Below are 18,530 nucleotides of genomic sequence, written 5' to 3'. Positions count from 1 at the left end.
GGACGCCCCCGGAACGGGACGATGAACAAGGACCCTGAAAATGAACACGCAGGACTACCGCAGACTTCGCCTCAAACTCTCCTCAACCATACTGCTCTTCTCGCTGGTCCCGCTTCTGGCGCTGGGCTTCATCATCCACGACCAGTTCAAGCGGGCCTACACGGGCAAGGTGAAGGGACAGATGCAGGTCATCGTCAACAACAAGCGCAGCTCCATCGACATGTTCCTCGACGAGCGCATCTCCCAGTTGAAGACGCTGGCCCAGACGCACACCTTCGGCGAGCTTTCTCGTCAGAAAGCCTTGGAGGCTGTATTCCGTACGGTACAGGTCAATTCCGGCTCCTTCGTGGACATGGGCGTCATCGACGCCGACGGCAACCACACAGCCTACGTCGGCCCCTATCCGCTCAAGCACGTCAACTACAAGAACGAGCAGTGGTTCCACGAGGCCATGCTCAAAGGCGTCTACGTCAGCGACGTGTTTATGGGCTTCCGCAATTTCCCGCACATCATCGTGGCCGTCTCCGCCCACGAGGGCGACAGAAACTGGATTCTGCGCGCCACCATCGACTCCGACGTCTTCGATTCCCTTGTGCGCACAGTCCAACTCGGCGACGCGGGAGACGCATGGCTCGTCAACCGCGACGGCCAGCTCCAGACCACGCCGCGCTTCTCCGGCAAGGTTCTCGATCCTTCGCCGCTGCCCATGCTGGCCCCCTGCCCCGGCGCGCGGGTCGACGACATGGACCTCGACGGATCGCGGCGCATCGTCGGCCGCGCATGGCTAAACCGCGCCCCGTGGCTCCTTGTGGTGCTCGAAGACCCAACCGAAGAAATGTCTCCCCTGTTCCGCACCCAGTGGATCGTCATGACGCTTCTAGGCGTCGTCATGATCCTCATCCTCATAGGAACCATGCTCTCCACCAATTCCACCGTCCGCAAGCTCATCAACGCCGAACGCGAAAAGGCAGCCCTCGACGCCAGCCTCATGCAGGCGTCCAAGATGGCGGCGCTCGGCAAGCTCGCCGCTGGCGTGGCCCACGAGGTCAACAACCCGCTCTCGCTCATTCAGGAAAGCGCGGGATGGATCAAGGATCTACTGACCGAGGAGGACCCCGAGTCTATCGCGAACTTCGAGGAGATCGAGGACGCCGTGAACAAGATCGAACTGCACGTGGACCGCGCACGCAGCGTGACCCACCGCATGCTCGGCTTCGCGCGGCGCATGGAGCCCATGCAGGAAAACGTGGACGTGAACGACATCGCGGCCCAGACCCTCACCTTCCTCGAAAACGAGGCCCTCTACCGCAACATTGAGCTGACGGCCGAATTCCGGCGCGACCTGCCGCGCGTCACCACCGACACGGCGCAGGTGCAGCAGGTGCTCTTGAACATCACCGAAAACGCCATCGACGCCGTTGAGAAGGACGGTTCCGTCACCCTGCGCACCGGATACGACCGCGACGCCGAACAGGTCTTCATCACCGTCACGGACACCGGTTCCGGCATCCCCCGCGAAGACCTCGGACGCATCTTCGACCCCTTCTACACGACAAAGAAGGTCGGCGAAGGCACGGGCCTCGGCCTCGCCATCGCCTACAGCATCATGCAGAAACTCGGCGGAACCATTCTCGTGGACAGCACGCCGGGCGACGGCACGACATTCGACGTGCGACTGCCCGTTCACTCCGCGCCCGGCATGGCCAACGGCGCCTAGCGGAACCAAGGAGCACCATATGGCACAGCTCAAGGTACTGGTCGTGGACGACGAACCCGATTTTATCAAGCTCTTCGTCAAGCGCTTCTCCAAGCGCAACCTCGACGTGCACGGCGCGCATAGCGGCCCGGAGGCATTGGCGTGGCTGGCCGACAACGAGGCCGACGTCGTCGTGCTCGACGTCAAGATGCCCGGCATGGACGGCATCGAAACCCTGCGCGAACTCAAGAAGCACCACCCGCTCGTCGAGGTCATCATGCTCACCGGCCACGGTTCCGTGGAATCCGGCCTCACGGGCATGAGCCTCGGCGCGTACGACTACGTCATGAAGCCCTTCAAGATCGACGACCTGCTGGAACGCATCCTGCGCGCCCGCGACCGCAAGCGCCTTAACGAACAGCACGCGGAGCTGGGACGATGACGTGCACCCCACTCCACGCATCCCTCCCGGCCGGAACGCGCATCACCCATCTGTGCGCCGTTCCGCTGGCGGTCATGGTATGCGCGGGGCTCGCCGCCATGGTCGGAAGCGGTCCGGCATGGCTCATCCCCGCCGTAGCGGCCGCAGGCATGACCTTCGCCTCGGCCCGCCAGCTTCTCAACACCACGCCCCCCCGGCACGAACCACCCCGGGTGCTGGACGAGCAGCTCATCCAGACGCAGAAATTCGCAGCCCTCGGGCAGCTCTCCTCCGGCATCGCCCACGAGATCAACACCCCGCTGGCCATCATCGGTCAGGAAGCCGAATGGATGGAGCACCTCCTCGAACAACCGGCCGCCAGCGGCGATACGGCAACCGGACTGCGCCACAGCCTCGACCAGATCTCCACGCAGGTCGAACGCTGCCGCACCATCACCCACTCAATGCTCCAGTTCGCGCGCAAGGCGGGCACCGTCCCCCAACCCACAGACCTCAACGCCCTCGTGGAAGATATGGCGCTACTCGTCGAAAAGGACGCGCAGGGACGTGGCATACGCCTCGTTCGCAGCTACGACAGCACCCTCCCCCACGTCCCCACGGACTCGCCCCTCATGCGGCAAGTCATACTCAACATTCTGAACAATGCAGTGCAGGCCGTGGACCGCGACGGGAGCGTCTTCCTCTCCTCCGCCCGCAACGGCCAATGCGCAGCCATCGAAATTTCCGACACCGGCCCCGGCATCCCCAAGGACAGCATGGACCGCATCTTCGACCCGTTCTTCACCACCAAGCCCCCGGGCAAGGGAACGGGACTCGGCCTGTCCATCTGTCAGGGTATCGTGACCCGACTCGGCGGGACGCTCTCGGCCGAAAACCGGCCCGGTTCCGGCGCAGCGTTCACCATTCGCCTCCCACTCACAGGCCCAGAAACACCACGCGCCAACGGCCACAACCTTCGCGAGGCATGACATGGACACCAATCGCATCAACGTGCTCATCGTCGACGACGAACCCGCATTCCGCGACAACATGGTCCGCATGCTCGGCATTCAGGACGACATCACCCCCGTCTGCGCCGACTGCGGCGAGTCCGCCCTCGAAATCCTCCGGGACACCGCCTGCGACGTCGTCCTACTGGATATGAAGATGCCGGGACTCAACGCCATCGGCACCTACAAGGGCATGCGCGCCATGGGCTGCGACGCAGAGGTCATCGTCCTCACCGGACACGCCTCCGTGGACGACGCCATGGAAATGATGCGCCTAGGCGCGTTCGACTACCTCCTCAAGCCCTGCCCCACCAAGGAAATCGTACGCAAGATACGCTGGGCCTTCGAGAATTCGAAAATTCGCAGAAATCCACGCAAGGAGTGACCCCCGCGAGGGCAATCGCGGATCACATACACACCCTCCCTCGGACGGGACAATTGGCGGTTGTCCCCTCTCTCCTCCACCCGGGTCGGCTTCGGCTGACCCGGGTCCTTTCATTTTCGATGGACGACGGCGTTGCCGGGTGCGGAGCGTGGCGCCCTCGGGGGAATGCGAGGCAAGCCCGTGGAGGAGCGTGGCGCTATCCGATGAACGTGAGACAAGCCTAGGGCGGACCGTATCGTTCGCGGCCACGTGCAAGCCGTTGCCTCCGGCGGCCAAGGGATCGCGGCTCCCTTGGAACCCCGAATAAGGGGAAGGTGATCAGGAAGATGTTTAGGGCGTGTGTAGGGGAAGCGGGGCGAAGCCCAAAGGACGCGGCGGACGCCGCATACGAAAAAAGCCCCCAGCTTTCGCTGGAGGCTTTCATTCTCATGGTGCCGAAGGGGAGACTCGAACTCCCACGGCCTTTCGGCCACTACCACCTCAAGATAGCGTGTCTACCAATTCCACCACCCCGGCACGGGGTACCAGACACAATCGCGTCCGGAGACGGCGATATGGAACATTTTTTCGACCTTGGCAAGGCTTTTCTGTCATCGGCCCCAAAAAATCTTTCGCGCCACACCCGCCACCCCGGAGCGCCCCAACGTCCCCAAGCGCGGTTGTTCAAACTTTTATTATTGAAATCGGAATGTTGCATGCCTTTTGAACACAATGAACACCTACAGGGCATAACGAGCCGTATCGCCCACGATGTCCGTCGGCACAGCATATCGTTCGGTGGGGTGCGTAGGCCGTTCACACCGCTAGACCTCGCATGGCCGTGCCGTTTCGTTCACGGCCACATGCAAGACGTAGCCTCCGGCGGCCAAGGGGCCGCTGGCCCCCTGGACCCCCGACATGCGAGAGACCGTCTGCCCTTGGCGGGCCGTACGGCTTTGCGCGACAAAACCCTAGTTGGGATTCTCAAGGGCCCACGGTCCTTGAGCGGGGTCCGGGGCAGAGCCCCGGCCGCCGGAGGCCTTGCCTTCCCCTTCCCACCCTCTCGCGCACCGCGCAGGCGGTTAGTCGTCACGCGCGGCCACGCTGGTGCCATCGGCGGGCGGTTCCCAGCCGTAGCGCCCGGCGAGGAAGCTTTCCGCGGCGTGGGCGACGCTTTGCTCGCCGTTCATGAGCATATCCATCTGGCGAGTGAAAATGAGCAGGCGGCCGAGTTGGTCGAGGCGTTCGCGGGTGTCTGACGGGGAATACTTGCGATAGCGCGCCACGACGCGGTCGCTGCTGGTACGCACGCGGAAGCCGAGGGCTTCGAGGATGAGCGCGATGGCGCGGGCGCGTCGGGTGCGCCGGACGTCGTCGGCGGCACCGCCCTTGAACTCGAAGTTGATGAAGTTCTCGTTGACCACGTCGCCGCACCACGCGTCGAGAACGCTGTAGTGGTAGCCCACGCGGGAGCTGAAGTTGAGGTAACGGTCGGAAATGATGGCGTAGCTGCGGTCGCCAAAACGCTCGTGCCCGACCTCCGGCGGAGCCATCATGCGCTGGCTCATGACGGAAAGGAACCCGCCGAGGCTGACCGGAGCGGGCCCGCGCCGTTGCAGGCCGTCGTGCAGCATGCCGGACAGCAGGGCCGCGAAGGGTTCGGAGGTGACCTCATCGGGAACGACCTGCCGCGCACTGTGGGAGTGCGGAGCAAGACCACCGCCAAGGTCGATAATGTGCAGATCAAGCGGCAGCCGGGCTTCGAGGCGCACGGACACGCCGCCCGCCTGCGCGGCCATGTCGCTGATGGCGAACATCTCGCGGTAGGAGAACTCGTGGCACATGCGCATGATGTCGTGCACGGTGCGACAGTTGCCCGGGACGAAATCCGGGGATTTGGGGTCGGTGAGATTGAGGGGAATGATGTGCCGCCCCAGCGCCTCAAGGGAGCGGTGGACGGGCGTGCCGGAAAAGACGGGACGCGCGGGCATGCACTCGTGGGACAGCCCCTGCACCTCTCCGGCGTAAATGCGACGGCGGGTGGCATCCACGGTGACGACTCGTCCGGGGGCGAGGGTCATGGCCTTTGTCGCGCCGAAGACGGCGGGAACGCCGAACTCGCGCGCAAGGGAGGCCATGTGCCCGGTCACGCTGCCCGCCGCAGTGATGACCGCCGCCGAACGCGGCAGCACGACGACGTAGCGCGGCGAGGAATGGGCGGCCACCAACACCGCGCCATCCGGGAAATTCGCGAGATCCTCGTCACTACGGACAAGGTGCACCGGCCCACTGCCCACGCCGGGGCAGGCGGTGTCCCCGCCCTCCATGAGCACCTCGGCTCCCGCCACGGGCGGGGCGTCCGCCGTCTGCGAGGCTTGGGTACAGGCATGCAGGGGCCGCGATTGCAGGAAAACGAGATTACCCCGGGGATCGAGCGCCCACTCCATATCCTGCGCCACCTTGAAATGCCGTTCAAGACGCAGGGCGCAGGTGGCGAGTTCCACGGCCTGCGCATCGGAAAGACAGGGTGCGGCGGCCACGTCATCCGGCACGACGACCTCGCGCAGGTCCCCGCCCTCTCCGCCTTCAAGGCGCACGGGCTTCACGGCCACTCGACGCTCGACAAGACGCGGCGGTTCCTCGCGGGAAAGCAGATAGGCATCGGGGGTGACCACGCCATCCACGGCGTAGGGACCAAGCCCCCACACGGCGTTGACCAACACCCGATCGTCTGCGGAATCGACCGGGCTGCGGGAATACATGACGCCGCTGGCCACCGCCTCGATCATGCCGAGACAGGCCACGCTCATGGCGACATTCTCGGAGGGAATGCCCATGTGCAGGCGGTAGGCGATGGCGCGCGGCGTGAAGAGGCTGGCGAGAACCATGGAATAGGTCCGCAGCACGCGCTCGCGAGGGACGTTGAGCACGGTGAGATACTGCCCGGCAAAGGAGAGTTCCCCATCCTCGCCGATGGCGCTGGACCGCATGGCTATGGGCATGGAGGCCGCACCGGCGGCGCGGCACATGTCGGCATGGGCGGTCATGATGGCCTGCGACAAGTCCGGGGGCAGCTCGGCGGAGAGAAATAGGCGTTGCACGTCCTCGGACACGCGGGACAGGGAGGCGGTATCCGAGGGATCGGCCCCGCGCAGGGCCTTGCGAATGCCGTCCAGAATACGGCCATGCTCCACGAGGCGATAATATCCCGCAGTGGTCACGGCGAAGCCCGGCGGGACAGGAACCCCGGCGCGGCACATCTCGCCGAGGTGCGCGTTCTTGCCGCCGACCAGATGCCCCATGTCCACGGAAATGTCGCAATGCGGCATGACGAGGTCGCAATCCGGCGGCGCTGGCGGGCGTTCGGCCACGTCGAGAACCTGCGCGCGGATGCGTTCGAGATCGTCACGCAGACGCGCATGTCGGCCGCCGGAGAGGTCGTTTATGGCATCGACCATCCGCGCCGTATGAAACATGGCCCGCGAGGACTGCTCGCGCACGTAGGCCATGGTCAACGGCGTCTCGCCCCGGAGCTTCTCTTCGAGGTCTGCGATGAGAGTCAGAAGTTCGGAGTTGGATTCGAGCAGGGACTTGAAGCGCGCGTAGCGCTCGCGAAAACGCTCCGCCGCGTCGGGACGCTCGACGCGTTCCCGCCGGATTCCACGCGAAAGGAATGGCAATCGCAACATACCGTCTCGCTTTCGGGCTGGAATCCGGTCCGAGGCCGCATCACACCGAAACGTACTTGGTGGCCGGTCCCTTGCCCGTCTTTTTGAGCAGGCCCTTCTTCACGAGGTCCTGCAGGTCGTAGATGGCCGTGCGCGAGGGCAGATCGCCGCCCACGAGCTTCTGATAGCCACTGCGGGTAATCTCGCCACGGCGGCGGATGACCTCTATGGCCCGCTGCTGGCGGATATTCAACTCATCCCCCACCTCGATCGGCTCGGCCTGCGCCCGCGAGGGGCGACGCGGCGCGGCGGGCTTGGGCGATGCAGGCGGCTCCGGTCTGGCGGAGTCCGCAGATGCGCCCCACCCCGCAGGAGCGCGGTCGGAAGAGGACGCAACGCTTGCGGAGCTGGCCTCCGTTTCACTCTGCGACGGAGACGGCAGGCCAAACGGCTCCTCTGGCAACGATTCGTCCGCGCCGGTCCACGCCGATTCGATCTCGGCCCACCCGCGCGTTCTGATGCGATCGTCCTCGTCCTCCAACCGAATGTCCTCGGCCTGGATGACGGAACGCGTGCTCATGACCGCCGCGCGGGTGATGACGTTGACCAGTTCGCGAATGTTCCCCGGCCAGTCGTATTCACGCAGCTTCTCCAGCGCTCCCTTGCTGAGGGCCAACCCCTTGCGTCCGGCCACGGCCTCGGCCTTGTGCAGATAGTGCTGCGCAAGGGCCGGAATGCTCTCGCGGTGCCGCCGAAGCGGGGGGGTGGAGAGCATGATGACCTTCAGCCGGAAGTAGAGGTCCTCCCGGAAGCGTCCCTCGCGAATCTCCTCGGGGAGATCGGCGTTGGTGGCCGCAATGAGCCGGACGTTGACGTCGACCTCGCGGTCACTGCCCAGCGGCTTGATCTTGCGCATGGCAATGGCGCGCAGGAGCGACTGCTGGACCTTGGGCGACGCGGACTGAATCTCATCGAGGAACAGGGTTCCGCCATGGGCCTCCTGGAACGCGCCCTTGCGGTCGGTGCGGGCCTCGGTGAACGCGCCGCGCACGTGGCCGAACAGGGTGTCCAGCAGCAGGTTCTCGTCCAGCGCTCCACAGTTAATTGAAATGAACGGTTTCGTGCGGCGCGGGCTGTGGCGATGCACGGCCTCTGCGGCCAACTGCTTGCCGGTTCCCGTCTCGCCGACGACGAGCACGTCCACATCCACCTGTGCGGCGCGAACGATATCCGACTTGAGCTGTTCAATTTCCGGACCAATGCCGATGATCTCGGGGATGACGTCGTCCTCGGCGAGCACGGCGGGCACCTCATCATCCAAGGCCGCCTTCTCGCGCAGGCTCACATCGCGAATGGTTTCGTCACGGCGGCGTATCTCCTCGATCTGACGACGCATGATGGCGATCATCCTATTGAACGCATCGCGCAGACGCTCGGCCTCGTAGCCAGACGTCTTGACCGCGATCTCGCGGATTTCGCCCTCGTCGTGCATACGATCGACGGTTCTCGCCAACTGCATGATGGGTCGGGTCAGGCAATGGCTCACGCCAATGATCACGGCGGCGAGAAGTAACGCGGAAACTATGGTGATGATGAACATCACGTCCAGATGCTTGTAGCCCGCCGCCACGGTCAACACGCTACGATCCTCGAAGGCGATGCCACCCACCACGTGCCGCTCTCCGCCAGCCACGGGAGCATAGAACAGCGGTGCCCACGCGAGGTAGTAATCGTTCACGCTCGACGTGTGATGCCCCCTGTTCTCCTCGCGGATGATACCGCTCTGGCCGCTGCGGTTCTCGAAGACCATCCCCCAGAAGAACTTGTTGCCCGATGACGGACGAAACGCGCAGGACAGGCCGGGACGACCGAGGGTGCCCTCCATGCCCGCTCGCGCGAGATAGGTGGACAGTGCGGTCTCCTTTTTCTCCAACTCCTCGGACTGGCAGAGCATCCAGCCGTCGTTGTCGAAGAGGTAGGCGAAACGGACCTCACTGCTGCGGGGATAGCCCCACAGGGGCGATTTGTCGGAGTTGTACAGCGACAGGATGTTTCGGACATGCCGGACGTCGAGTCCGACGAAGAGTAGACCCTCGCGGCCTTCGGGACCAACGCAGGGCGTGAAGAAACGTAAGATATGGGTGGAAACGCGCTGCTGCGCGCCCTCCGGCCCCACAAACGGATATTCGATTTCGATAATGCGGGAGATACGCACCTCTCCGGGACGGATGCCTTCGGCCTCGTCGAAGGTGAGCAGCGGATTGGGACGTATGGAACCGAACTCGCCGTCCTCGGCCACGGACATATCGCCATTGCGCGATACGATCACGAAATGCCCGCCTCCATCGCTGGAAACAAACCCTGCCTCGCGATAGTCCACGCCGCCTGCGGACCTGTTTCGCGCAACAAAATCACGCAAAACATCGGCGCTCACGCCGCCTTGCGAAATAAAGAGGATATCCTCGCGACATTTCGAGAAGAGCTGTTCGACCTGATGGGAGATTGCAAGGGTCTGCACGCGAACGTTGCGTTCGAGGACGAGGTCGATGAACGAGCAGGACACTCTGTAGGAAAAGAGGCCGGATATGCCAAGGATGCAGACCACGGCCGGAATGAGCCACATGAGGAGCCGGGTGCCGATGCTCCAGAACCCGAAGCCCTCCGGACCGCCACGCAGTACCAGCGATGGAAACCTGCCGTTGAAGAGACCCATGCGCCCTCCTCCTTGCCCACATTCCCTGTACGCATCACGAAATTATCTCGCAACATCGGGCGTGGTCAATCGGTGAATAGCCCTCTCAACCTGCGGAGGTCAAACACTTTTTCACTTTGGCATACGCCTTGCTCTACGCTGGGTATCGCAAGACCGCTCCCCGGGACAGGAAAGGCAAACACCTGAACGGACCGGACGGGCGGCGGCAGGAGAGGCACCACAGGTGCCGCTCCACCAGCGGGAACATGCCGGTCATGGGCAGTAGCCGGCACTGCCCATGCCGGGGTTGGTACGAAAAAGGATTTGGACCCCAAACGAGAGACGGAGGAATAGACATGAAGAAGCGGACTCTCGGCATCTTCGCCACAGTGATGGCCTTCAACACCCTCCTTGCCAAGGCGGCGTGGGCGGGCGGCAAAAAGGCCAGCGACCTCGTTGTCGTGGCCGACACACGGCTCATCAATTCCGAAATCATGCGGTACTTCGCGGACCTCTACAACACGAACATTCTGCTGTTCGCCGTATGGGCCGTTGTTCTCACCGCCGTGATGGGATGCGTTCTCGGCTGGCTCATGGACAAGGTCATGGAACGCACCGGCATCGACCTGCACTCGCGCAAGATCGTCGAACACTAGGACACAGGGAGGAACGTCATGGCTGATATGAGCTGGCTCTACATGTACATGCCCATCGCAGGCGTGCACATCTTCTGGCCGGGACTGGTACTCATCGGTTTCTCGGTCGGCGTCATCGGCGGGTTCTTCGGCATGGGCGGTGCCTGGATGGTTACCCCCGGCCTGAACATTCTCGGCTTCCCCATGGCATTCGCCATCGGCACGGACATTGCCCACATCGCGGGCAAATCCATGATCTCCACCATGCGCCACTCCAAGTTCGGCAACGTGGACTACAAGCTCGGCATCGTCATGCTCGTAGGCACAATGGTCGGCATCGAAATAGGTGCACAGATCGTCATGTACCTTGAGCGTCTCGGCATGGTCGGCTCCGTGGTCCGCTGGGTCTACGTGGTCTTCCTGGCCCTCATCGCCTGGATGGTCTTCTACGACTACGCCAAGGCCGTGAAGAACAAGAAGATGGGCAAGACCGGCGAGCACGGCGCTGAAGGCGTGACCTGGTACAAGACCCTCCACAAGCTGAACATTCCCCCGATGGTGCACTTCACCCGCTCCGGCTTCACCTGCTCGGCGTGGCTGCCCATCATGGTCTCCATGGTTACCGGCGTTCTGGCTGGCTTCCTCGGCATCGGCGGCGGCCTGCTCCGCATGCCCGCCCTCGTCTACCTCATTGGCTGCCCGACCCACGTGGCCGTCGGCACCGACCTCTTCGAGGTTATGATCTCCGGCCTGTACGGCGCCTTCACCTACACACTGAAGGGCCGCATCGAAATCGTGGCCGTGTTCGTGATGCTCACCGGCGCCGCCATCGGCGCGCAGATCGGCACCGTCGCCACCAAGTACTCCAAGGGCTACGGCATCCGCCTCGCTTTCGGCGCGGCCGTGCTGTGCTGCATGATCTCCATCATCCTGAAGCAGGTTGGCCTCACCGCCGCCGCTGCAGTGCTCATTCTCTCCACCATCGGCGTCATCTGCCTGATGATCATCAAGATCATGTGGGTTGGTGCCTCTCAGGAGCTTCGCGAGAAGAAGGCCCGCGAACAGGCCAACGCCTGACCGAAAGAAACAAGGGAGTTATGAAATGAAGCGCATCATCACCATTCTGGCTTCGGCCCTGATCCTCTCCTGCCTCACCATCGGCAGCGCCTTCGCGGCGGAGGTCGTGCAGGGCAAATGCCTCGGATACGATACCGCAGCCGCCACCATCGAGGTGGAGGAATACGATATCAACTTCTCCAAGGATCACCCCTACGGCCACTCCACGGGTATCCGCTCGCTCTTCAACGTCAAGGAAGCGAAGATCGGCATCACCCCCGAGACCGGCGACGTCCTGCGCATCGCCTACGATGTGAAGGGGTCCCAGAAGATGGCCCTCAAGGTCATGAACGTCTCCAAGCAGGACCTTTCGAAGAAGTAACGCAAACGTCGGCCCGCGCGCCCCGCTTCCCCGGGGCGCGCGGCACCGGCTGGAGAGAACGGACATGCTCAACGTACGCGACGTAAAAGACAGATTGAACGCACGGCAGAGGGTCGTCGTGGTCATCATGGACATCATGCTGCTGCTCGAACTCTGCCTGTGCATGTACTACGGGTCTGCCAAGGCGGAGAACCTGACCATCTTCTTCCTCAAGGTCTACCTCCCCGCGCTCCTGGTCACCGTGATCACCGCGCGGATATTCATCCGCAGGTTCAGAACCAACGAAACCGTCGCCGAGGCCGAAGCCGCATGACCCACGCCATCCCGAGAAACAGGGCGGAACGCCGCAAGGGCATCGCGGACCTCTGCCAGAAGCTGACCCTCGTCATGTGCTCGCTGGTACTCCTCGGCGCGCTGGACGGAATGCAGGCCGGCTTCCGCACGGACAAGACCATGTTCTGCGTGGTCCGTGGCGAAGAGACCCTCGTCTCGGGTGACCTGTACATCCCGCCGGGCGAACAGGGCGTACGCGTCCATGCCGAGGCGGAGAACAGCGCGCCGGGAACCAATCTCGACGGCTACATCCGCTACAGCACCACTGCGCCCGGCCTGTCCATGCATTTCATCGAGATCAAGGGCCGCCTGTGGCGCGGGCTGCTGCGGGTCTCGGACTCCGCTGCCCTCGGTGACGCCCGGCTCGACGTATTTCTGCGAGGCTGCCCGCCAGAGGAGCTGGCCCCCTACCACACCGTACGCATTGTGCCCGACCGCGCCGCCCTCGCCGCCAGCCAGCTCTCCCTGTTCCGCCGCATCTTCGGCGTGGAACCGTGGTGGGTGATGCTCGGCGCGATGCCGCTGGCCGCGCTGTGCGGGCTGGCCGTCTTCCGCGAGAAGGGCCGCGAGATGAACAGACTGCTCGCAAACGGCGTGGCCCCCATCTATAAGCTCGCCCGCCGCGGCGACCACTGGGAGGTCGTATTCGGCCTCGGAACGAACCACGGCGTACGCGAAGGGGACACCCTCGCCATTCTCGACCGGAACCTCGCCCCGGTCGGCAGTCTGACCGCACATACCGTGCAAAACGAAATTTCCCACGCCAACGTGGACATGCGCACCAAGATAGCCCCGAGCTTCTTCGTCGCGCTGCGAAACTAGCCAGAACCCCGGACCGGACCGAGGAGAACCAACGTGCACGACACCAATAACGACACCCCAATCGCCTGCCTCTGGGAAGCCGACGGCAAGACGTACACTGTGGGCATCGTCGGCACCGGTCCGGGTTTCCTATCCATCGTGGAGGTCCTCTCCTGCGAGGACTATGAGGAATTCCTGCCGCCCATGCGCCTTGTGGCCGTGGCCGAGCCGAAATTCAACCTAAACTGGGTGCGCACCCTGCGCTCGCGCGGGGTGGCCGTTCACGAGTCGTGGGCGGCCATGCTCGACACGCACCCGGATATCGACATCGTCATCGACCTAACCGGTAGCTCGGCAACCGTCCGCGAACTGCGCGACGCACTGCCGCCGCACGTGTCACTCATGGACCGGGGGGCCGCCGTCTTCCTGTGCGGGCTGCACAGCCTGTTTCAGGCCGGAGCGCACACCCGCTCGCGCCTGCAGAGCAGCGAGGCGCTGCTCTACGCCGTGGCCGGGCAGATCCGCGAAGACATTATGCTCCTCGACCTGCGCGGACGCGTGGAGGACATGAACATCCACGTCCAGACGCGCACAGGAGCCGCACGCCATGAGCTCATCGGCAAGCCCTGCTGGAACGTGCAGACCCTGACACAGGGCACCCCCTTCTGCCGTGGGCCGAACCGCAAATGCCCGTTCCACACCACGCTGACCACGCGGGCCAAGGCCGAAGCACTGCTCACACGGGTCGATCCCGAGGGAAACCTCATGTATTTCCGCGTGTACTCCTACCCCATCTTCGGCGAAAGCGGAGACATGGAACACGTGATGATCATGCGCCGCGACATCACCTCCCGCACACGGCGCGAGCGCCAGTTGAGCCAATCCGAGAAACTGGCCGTCATCGGCGAAATGAGCATGTACCTCGCCCACGAGATCAAGAACCCGCTCTTCGCCATCGGCGGTTTCGTCCACGCACTCATGCGCTCCGAAGCCATTGTCGGCAAGGACCGCGAGAAGCTGGAGATCATACAGGAGGAATGCCTGCGACTGGACCGCATCCTCGGCAGCATCCTCAGCTTCGCCCGCCCGTCCAAGGACCCGTCCGAATCCGTGGACCTCGCCGCCGTGGTCTCCCAGGTGGCGGAGCTGATGCGCATCGGCTACGGCAAGCAGAACTACGAATTCGACACGCGAAGCGACTACCCGCTGCCCAAGGTGCAGGGCGGGGCGGACCGCATCAAGCAGTGTCTCATCAACATTCTCAAGAATTCGATGGAAGCCATGCCCGGCGGCGGGAAGATCGTCATCTCGACGGGAACCAGCGGGGACATGGTGGCCCTGATCGTGGAGGACACGGGCCGAGGAATGAGCCAGAGCGAGATGGAACGGGCCTTCAGCCCCTTCTACACCACGAAGGACCAGGGCTCGGGCCTCGGTCTGGCCATGATAAAGAAGATCATCGAGGAATTCGGCGGACGCGTCGAGCTACACAGCAGGGAAGGCCATGGAACCACAGTGACGCTCCTCTTCATGCCCTATCTGGCCGAACGCTGGGCACCCGGAGAGGCGCTTCCCGCAAATGCGGATGCGGAAACCATGACTCCCGGTCCCGATATCGCGCCCCATCGGGACCACGGCGCGGACGCCAAACAATGACCGCCTCCATACGCAGGGGACGACGGCCGACGCACCACCCGGCCGTCGTCCCGCACCCTCCCACAACCGGCACGGCCGGGGACATCGGGTCCCCGGCCAACCGGCAGGAGGGAACCACACGCGCCGCGCGACGCTGAACGCGCCCTTACACAAGAAACCCGCCCGTCCCATCCACGGGCATCATGGCACCCCCCCTACGCGAAGAGCCCCGGACCGGCATCCGGGGCTCTGTCGTGTGGTTGGGCCAAGAAAAAAAGCACGGCAGGACGAGGTCCTCGCGCGTCGCATCCAAGGGAATTGGCCTGCGATCAGCCGCGCCCCATCATGCGCTGGCGGACGAATTCTCCCATGATGATGGCCGCCGCCTGCGCCACGTTGAGGGAGTCGAAATCCCGCCCCAGCGGAATCGTTAATCTTTTCGAGCATCTTTTCGCGACATTGGGGCGTATCCCCTTCTCCTCATTGCCCATCACGAGAACTGCCGGAGTTGACAAGGCTTGCGTGTACATGTTCTGTCCGGCTGGATCGACTATGGCTCCGTAGATGGGCCAGCCCAACTCCTCGCAGCGGTCGAGCGCCCGCGAGAGGTTGACCACCCGGGCCACGGGCAGCCGCGTCAGCGCCCCGGCCGAGGACTTCACGGCCGCCGCGCCAAGGTACGCCGTACGGTCCTTGGGGACGACGAGTCCCGCGCCGCCAAGCGCATACAGCGTTCTGGCCATGGCGCCGACGTTGCCCGGATCCTGCACCTGGTCGAGTGCGACGATGAGCGGCAGCGGCGCATCCGCTGCGCGTTGCAAAAGTTCCTCCAGATCCGTGTATCCCGTGGCCGAGGTGCGTGCCAAAACGCCCTGATGATTGCCGGGGAACATGCGTTCCATGTCCGCCCGGCCCACCATGCGAAAGCGGACCCGCGCCTCGCGGCATGCGTCGAGAATGACGCCGATGTCACGATTCTTCGCCCCCTCGACAACGAAGACCATGTCGACGTTGTCGGGACTGTTGCGGACGAGTTCCAGAACGGGCTTGCGGCCCGGAACGAGATTGTCCGCAGCCTCGGCGGACTGCCGAACGTTTTCCTTGTTGTGCATTGCGTTGCGATTCCTGCCGTGCGCAGCCAGAAAAACGGGGAAGCATGCAGCGGACACCCCCTGCCCCCTTCCCGATTTCTCTTGACTTCGAACTGCTGTTTTCTAGATATTTCCTTAACTTTGCATGCTCAAACGAGCGGAAACACATCCTGAGCCGATGATACAATACGCACCCACCCACGCGACCGCATGCCGGTCCGTCACGAGAGTCTCGCGTCCCGCGGTCCGTCTCGTCCTCATCCTCGCGCTCACGCTGTCGCTGGCTGGCCTTTCCGCCTGCGCCACAGTGAAGCGCGATGCGGGAAGCGACGCATCCCTCGCCGTTCAGGAGGTCTCGCGCGCCGATATGGAGAGCGCACCGGAACACGGCGAAGAACCGGAACAACCAACCGAAGACGCCGTCGCGGAATTCGCGGAGAAGGACTCGGCGACCCCGCTCTCCCCACAGGAAGAGCAGGCGCTGGCCACGCAGGCCGACATCACCTTCGAGTTGGACTCCGTGGAAACCAAGGAGATGCTCTCCTTCTTCCGGTATTTTACCCACGACGAGAAGGGGCGCAAGCACTTCACCCGCTGGCTCGAACGTTCCGAAGCCTATCTGCCCTACGTGCGGCAGGTCTTCGCCGAACGCGGCCTGCCCCACGACCTCGTCTACCTGCCCTTCGTCGAAAGCGGCTACAACCCCCGCGCAGGCTCCCACGCTGGTGCCAAGGGTCTGTGGCAGTTCATGCCCTTCACCGGCAAGAAGTACGGGCTCAACGTGGGCTGGTGGCTCGACGAGCGCTACGACCCCTACAAGTCCACCATAGCCGCGGCAGACTACCTCTCCAAGCTGCATGACGACTTCGACGACTGGTATCTCGCACTGGCCGCCTACAACGCCGGAGAAGGCCGCGTCATGCGCGCCGTGAAAAGCTCCGGCTGCGACGACTTCTTCAAGCTCTCCCAGATGCAGCAGGACCGTTGGCGTCGCGGCAAGCGGCTCTACTACCTGCCCAAGGAGACCCGCAACTACGTTCCCAAGCTCATGGCCGTCATCAAGATCGTGCGCAACCTCGAAGCGCTGGGCTTCACGCAGCCCAACTGGGACGCCCCGGCCAACATCGCCGCCGTCCAGACCCGCCCGCGCACGGACCTGCGTGCCATGTCCAAGGCCATCGGCATGCCGTGGGACGACTTCCGGACCATGAACCCGGCCTACGTCGAGTCTGGAACCCACCCCGAGCGCAAGAGCACCATCTACGTGCCCACCGACCGAGCCGACGCCGCACGGGCCTATCTGGCCAGCTCCGGCTTCAGGGAATACTCGGGCTACTACACCTTCTACAAGGTGCGCAAGGGCGACTCGTGGTACCGCATATCCAACCGCTTCGGCGTGCCCATCGCGGTGCTCAAGTCCTACAACGACAGGACCGGAAACCTTCTGCGGCCCGGCCAGAGCATCAAAGTCCCCGGCAAGGGAACCTCGGGCATGCTGGCCGAAAAGCTCCGCGAGTCCGACTCCAAGTCCGCAGCGCCCGCCCGCGTGGCCACGCGCTCTAAGGGCAGCTACACCGTGCGCAAGGGTGACAGCCTGTGGTCCGTCGCCCGCGACCATGGCGTAAGCATGGGCTCCCTCGCGCGCGTGAACAACCTGTCCACCCGCGCCCGCATCCACACGGGGCAGAAACTCGCCCTGCCGGATACGGGAACCTCCACCGACCGCACCCGCCAGCTCGCCCAGTCGCGCTCCAACTACAGCGTGAAGAGCGGCGATACCCTGTGGGGCGTGGCCAAGCGCTTCAACACCACAGTGGGCACCCTCGCCCGCGCCAACGGTATCTCCCGCGACGAGACGCTGCGCCCCGGCCAGAATCTCTACATCCCCGATCAGGGAGCCAACGCCGCGCGCCTCGCCCGAAACGAAGCCAAGAAGGCCACCCAAACCATCACCTACAGGGTCTGCTCCGGCGATACCCTCTACGACATCGCCAAGCGCTTCGGCGTCACCACGCGCAACATCATGGCGTGGAACAACCTCTCCTCGCCGGACATCCGCCCCGGCGACAGCCTCAAGCTCTACCAGTAGCCACAAGGGACCCCTCGGGGTCCCTTTTTTTCGCTACCTGCAGCGACCGTCGCCGTGGGTGGGGCGTGACGTAGGCTTGCCCTAGCCGAAACGTATCGTTCACGGCCACATGCAAGACGTAGGCTCCGCCGGCCAAGGGGCCGCTGGCCCCCTGGACCCCCGACATGCGATGGACGTGGGTGCCCTTGGCGAGCTGTGCGGCTTTGCACGACGAAGCCCTAGTGAGGATTGTCAAGGGGGTCACCCCCTTGACCGGGTCCGGGCAGAGCCCGGCCGCCGGAGGCATCCATTTCGCCCCGCCCAGCCCCTCGGCTACCCCTTGACGCAATCCGTTTCGGGCACTACTAGTTGAAAACGAATTTCACTATCACCGAATTAGAATACGCATTGCGCACAACCAAAAAGTGCACAGGTGGAGGGTTCCATGACGAATTTCTGGGACGTGGCGGCGGTGGTCGTCATCATTACGGTGGCGGCGCTGTATCTTGTGTGGCGCTACACGCGCAAGGGCAATGGGTCCGGTTGCGGTTGCGGCTGCGACGGATGTGACAGCGGCGCGAAGGGCGGCAAGGGCTTGCCCATGGACGGCGGCTGCGGCGGTTGCGGAGGCTGCGGCGGCGCGTAGAATGAGCTTCGGTTCAGCGCAGGCGAAACGCG

Annotated in this window: 15 protein-coding genes and 1 tRNA gene; 12 read left to right on the top strand and 4 right to left on the bottom strand. The window is 63.9% G+C overall.

Annotation, left to right across the window (positions count from 1 at the left end; genetic code table 11):
* Positions 1 to 40: 40 nt before the first annotated feature.
* The 4 genes from GGQ74_RS08605 to GGQ74_RS08590 are packed head-to-tail and all read left to right on the top strand — an operon-like array spanning position 41 to position 3,512.
* Positions 41 to 1,717, top strand: coding sequence for a sensor histidine kinase (locus tag GGQ74_RS08605; RefSeq protein ID WP_167941161.1), 1,677 nt, complete (start codon positions 41 to 43; stop codon positions 1,715 to 1,717).
* A 19-nt stretch (positions 1,718 to 1,736) separates the two neighbouring features.
* Positions 1,737 to 2,138: a response regulator gene (locus GGQ74_RS08600; protein WP_167941160.1), complete on the top strand. Its 402-nt coding sequence runs from the start codon at positions 1,737 to 1,739 to the stop codon at positions 2,136 to 2,138.
* Complete coding sequence (locus GGQ74_RS08595; RefSeq protein WP_167941159.1) at positions 2,135 to 3,106, top strand: sensor histidine kinase; 972 nt, start codon at positions 2,135 to 2,137, stop codon at positions 3,104 to 3,106. Before GGQ74_RS08600 ends, GGQ74_RS08595 begins: the two co-directional genes overlap by 4 nt.
* Position 3,107: 1 nt before the next feature.
* Positions 3,108 to 3,512 carry a response regulator gene (locus GGQ74_RS08590; protein WP_167941158.1) on the top strand — a complete coding sequence of 135 codons (405 nt, stop codon included), beginning with the start codon at positions 3,108 to 3,110 and terminating at the stop codon, positions 3,510 to 3,512.
* Between the two features lie 429 nt (positions 3,513 to 3,941).
* Here GGQ74_RS08590 and GGQ74_RS08585 read toward each other — a convergent pair.
* From GGQ74_RS08585 to GGQ74_RS08575, 3 genes are all read right to left on the bottom strand, one after another.
* Positions 3,942 to 4,028: transfer RNA gene (locus tag GGQ74_RS08585), tRNA-Leu, on the bottom strand.
* Positions 4,029 to 4,573: 545 nt separating this feature from the next.
* A complete protein-coding gene (locus GGQ74_RS08580; protein ID WP_167941157.1) occupies positions 4,574 to 7,180 on the bottom strand; it encodes a PEP/pyruvate-binding domain-containing protein in 2,607 nt (868 codons plus the stop codon).
* 40 nt (positions 7,181 to 7,220) lie between these two features.
* Positions 7,221 to 9,872 carry a sigma 54-interacting transcriptional regulator gene (locus GGQ74_RS08575; protein ID WP_167941156.1) on the bottom strand — a complete coding sequence of 884 codons (2,652 nt, stop codon included), beginning with the start codon at positions 9,870 to 9,872 and terminating at the stop codon, positions 7,221 to 7,223.
* 335 nt (positions 9,873 to 10,207) lie between these two features.
* Between GGQ74_RS08575 and GGQ74_RS08570 the strand changes: the two genes are divergently transcribed.
* The 6 genes from GGQ74_RS08570 to GGQ74_RS08545 all read left to right on the top strand — a co-directional run bounded on the left by GGQ74_RS08570 (position 10,208) and on the right by GGQ74_RS08545 (position 14,714).
* Positions 10,208 to 10,507 (top strand): DVU0150 family protein, encoded by a 300-nt coding sequence (locus tag GGQ74_RS08570; RefSeq protein ID WP_167941155.1) that lies wholly within the window; start codon positions 10,208 to 10,210, stop codon positions 10,505 to 10,507.
* Between the two features lie 27 nt (positions 10,508 to 10,534).
* On the top strand, positions 10,535 to 11,563 hold the full coding sequence (locus GGQ74_RS08565) for a sulfite exporter TauE/SafE family protein (protein WP_167941950.1): 1,029 nt from the start codon (positions 10,535 to 10,537) through the stop codon (positions 11,561 to 11,563).
* A gap of 25 nt (positions 11,564 to 11,588) precedes the next feature.
* Positions 11,589 to 11,924, top strand: a complete 336-nt coding sequence (locus GGQ74_RS08560; protein ID WP_167941154.1) for a hypothetical protein — start codon at positions 11,589 to 11,591, stop codon at positions 11,922 to 11,924.
* Between the two features lie 64 nt (positions 11,925 to 11,988).
* Positions 11,989 to 12,237 (top strand): hypothetical protein, encoded by a 249-nt coding sequence (locus GGQ74_RS08555; protein WP_167941153.1) that lies wholly within the window; start codon positions 11,989 to 11,991, stop codon positions 12,235 to 12,237.
* The gene (locus GGQ74_RS08550; RefSeq protein WP_167941152.1) at positions 12,234 to 13,079 is read left to right on the top strand and encodes a hypothetical protein; all 846 of its coding nucleotides are present in this window, start codon (positions 12,234 to 12,236) and stop codon (positions 13,077 to 13,079) included. The genes GGQ74_RS08555 and GGQ74_RS08550 overlap by 4 nt, the downstream gene beginning before the upstream one ends.
* A gap of 33 nt (positions 13,080 to 13,112) precedes the next feature.
* Positions 13,113 to 14,714 carry an ATP-binding protein gene (locus GGQ74_RS08545; RefSeq protein ID WP_167941151.1) on the top strand — a complete coding sequence of 534 codons (1,602 nt, stop codon included), beginning with the start codon at positions 13,113 to 13,115 and terminating at the stop codon, positions 14,712 to 14,714.
* A gap of 308 nt (positions 14,715 to 15,022) precedes the next feature.
* Here GGQ74_RS08545 and rlmB read toward each other — a convergent pair whose 3' ends face one another.
* The gene (rlmB, locus tag GGQ74_RS08540; protein ID WP_167941150.1) at positions 15,023 to 15,805 is read right to left on the bottom strand and encodes a 23S rRNA (guanosine(2251)-2'-O)-methyltransferase RlmB; all 783 of its coding nucleotides are present in this window, start codon (positions 15,803 to 15,805) and stop codon (positions 15,023 to 15,025) included.
* Positions 15,806 to 15,962: 157 nt separating this feature from the next.
* On the opposite strand from rlmB, the gene GGQ74_RS08535 reads away from it, so the two are divergent.
* Both GGQ74_RS08535 and GGQ74_RS08530 read left to right on the top strand, forming a co-directional pair.
* Entirely contained in the window at positions 15,963 to 17,873 is a 1,911-nt protein-coding gene (locus GGQ74_RS08535; RefSeq protein WP_167941149.1) for a lytic transglycosylase, read from the top strand.
* 424 nt (positions 17,874 to 18,297) lie between these two features.
* Positions 18,298 to 18,498: a FeoB-associated Cys-rich membrane protein gene (locus tag GGQ74_RS08530; protein ID WP_167941148.1), complete on the top strand. Its 201-nt coding sequence runs from the start codon at positions 18,298 to 18,300 to the stop codon at positions 18,496 to 18,498.
* The last annotated feature ends 32 nt before the right edge of the window (positions 18,499 to 18,530 follow it).

Origin of the sequence: Desulfobaculum xiamenense, from assembly GCF_011927665.1 — a bacterium.
Taxonomy (GTDB): Bacteria; Desulfobacterota; Desulfovibrionia; order Desulfovibrionales; family Desulfovibrionaceae; genus Desulfobaculum; species Desulfobaculum xiamenense.
Note: the sequence above shows the minus strand (reverse complement) of the source record. Positions and strands in the feature narration are given on the sequence as shown.

What these genes read in the sequence shown, in the direction of transcription:
- GGQ74_RS08605 (WP_167941161.1), top strand. Translation starts at nt 41, where the DNA reads ATGAACACGCAGGACTACCGCAGACTTCGCCTCAAACTCTCCTCAACC.
- GGQ74_RS08530 (WP_167941148.1), top strand. Translation starts at nt 18,298, where the DNA reads ATGACGAATTTCTGGGACGTGGCGGCGGTGGTCGTCATCATTACGGTG.
- GGQ74_RS08570 (WP_167941155.1), top strand. Translation starts at nt 10,208, where the DNA reads ATGAAGAAGCGGACTCTCGGCATCTTCGCCACAGTGATGGCCTTCAAC.
- rlmB (WP_167941150.1), bottom strand. Translation starts at nt 15,805, where the DNA reads ATGCACAACAAGGAAAACGTTCGGCAGTCCGCCGAGGCTGCGGACAAT.
- GGQ74_RS08565 (WP_167941950.1), top strand. Translation starts at nt 10,535, where the DNA reads ATGAGCTGGCTCTACATGTACATGCCCATCGCAGGCGTGCACATCTTC.
- GGQ74_RS08590 (WP_167941158.1), top strand. Translation starts at nt 3,108, where the DNA reads ATGGACACCAATCGCATCAACGTGCTCATCGTCGACGACGAACCCGCA.
- GGQ74_RS08550 (WP_167941152.1), top strand. Translation starts at nt 12,234, where the DNA reads ATGACCCACGCCATCCCGAGAAACAGGGCGGAACGCCGCAAGGGCATC.
- GGQ74_RS08580 (WP_167941157.1), bottom strand. Translation starts at nt 7,180, where the DNA reads ATGTTGCGATTGCCATTCCTTTCGCGTGGAATCCGGCGGGAACGCGTC.
- GGQ74_RS08555 (WP_167941153.1), top strand. Translation starts at nt 11,989, where the DNA reads ATGCTCAACGTACGCGACGTAAAAGACAGATTGAACGCACGGCAGAGG.
- GGQ74_RS08535 (WP_167941149.1), top strand. Translation starts at nt 15,963, where the DNA reads ATGATACAATACGCACCCACCCACGCGACCGCATGCCGGTCCGTCACG.
- GGQ74_RS08575 (WP_167941156.1), bottom strand. Translation starts at nt 9,872, where the DNA reads ATGGGTCTCTTCAACGGCAGGTTTCCATCGCTGGTACTGCGTGGCGGT.
- GGQ74_RS08595 (WP_167941159.1), top strand. Translation starts at nt 2,135, where the DNA reads ATGACGTGCACCCCACTCCACGCATCCCTCCCGGCCGGAACGCGCATC.
- GGQ74_RS08600 (WP_167941160.1), top strand. Translation starts at nt 1,737, where the DNA reads ATGGCACAGCTCAAGGTACTGGTCGTGGACGACGAACCCGATTTTATC.
- GGQ74_RS08560 (WP_167941154.1), top strand. Translation starts at nt 11,589, where the DNA reads ATGAAGCGCATCATCACCATTCTGGCTTCGGCCCTGATCCTCTCCTGC.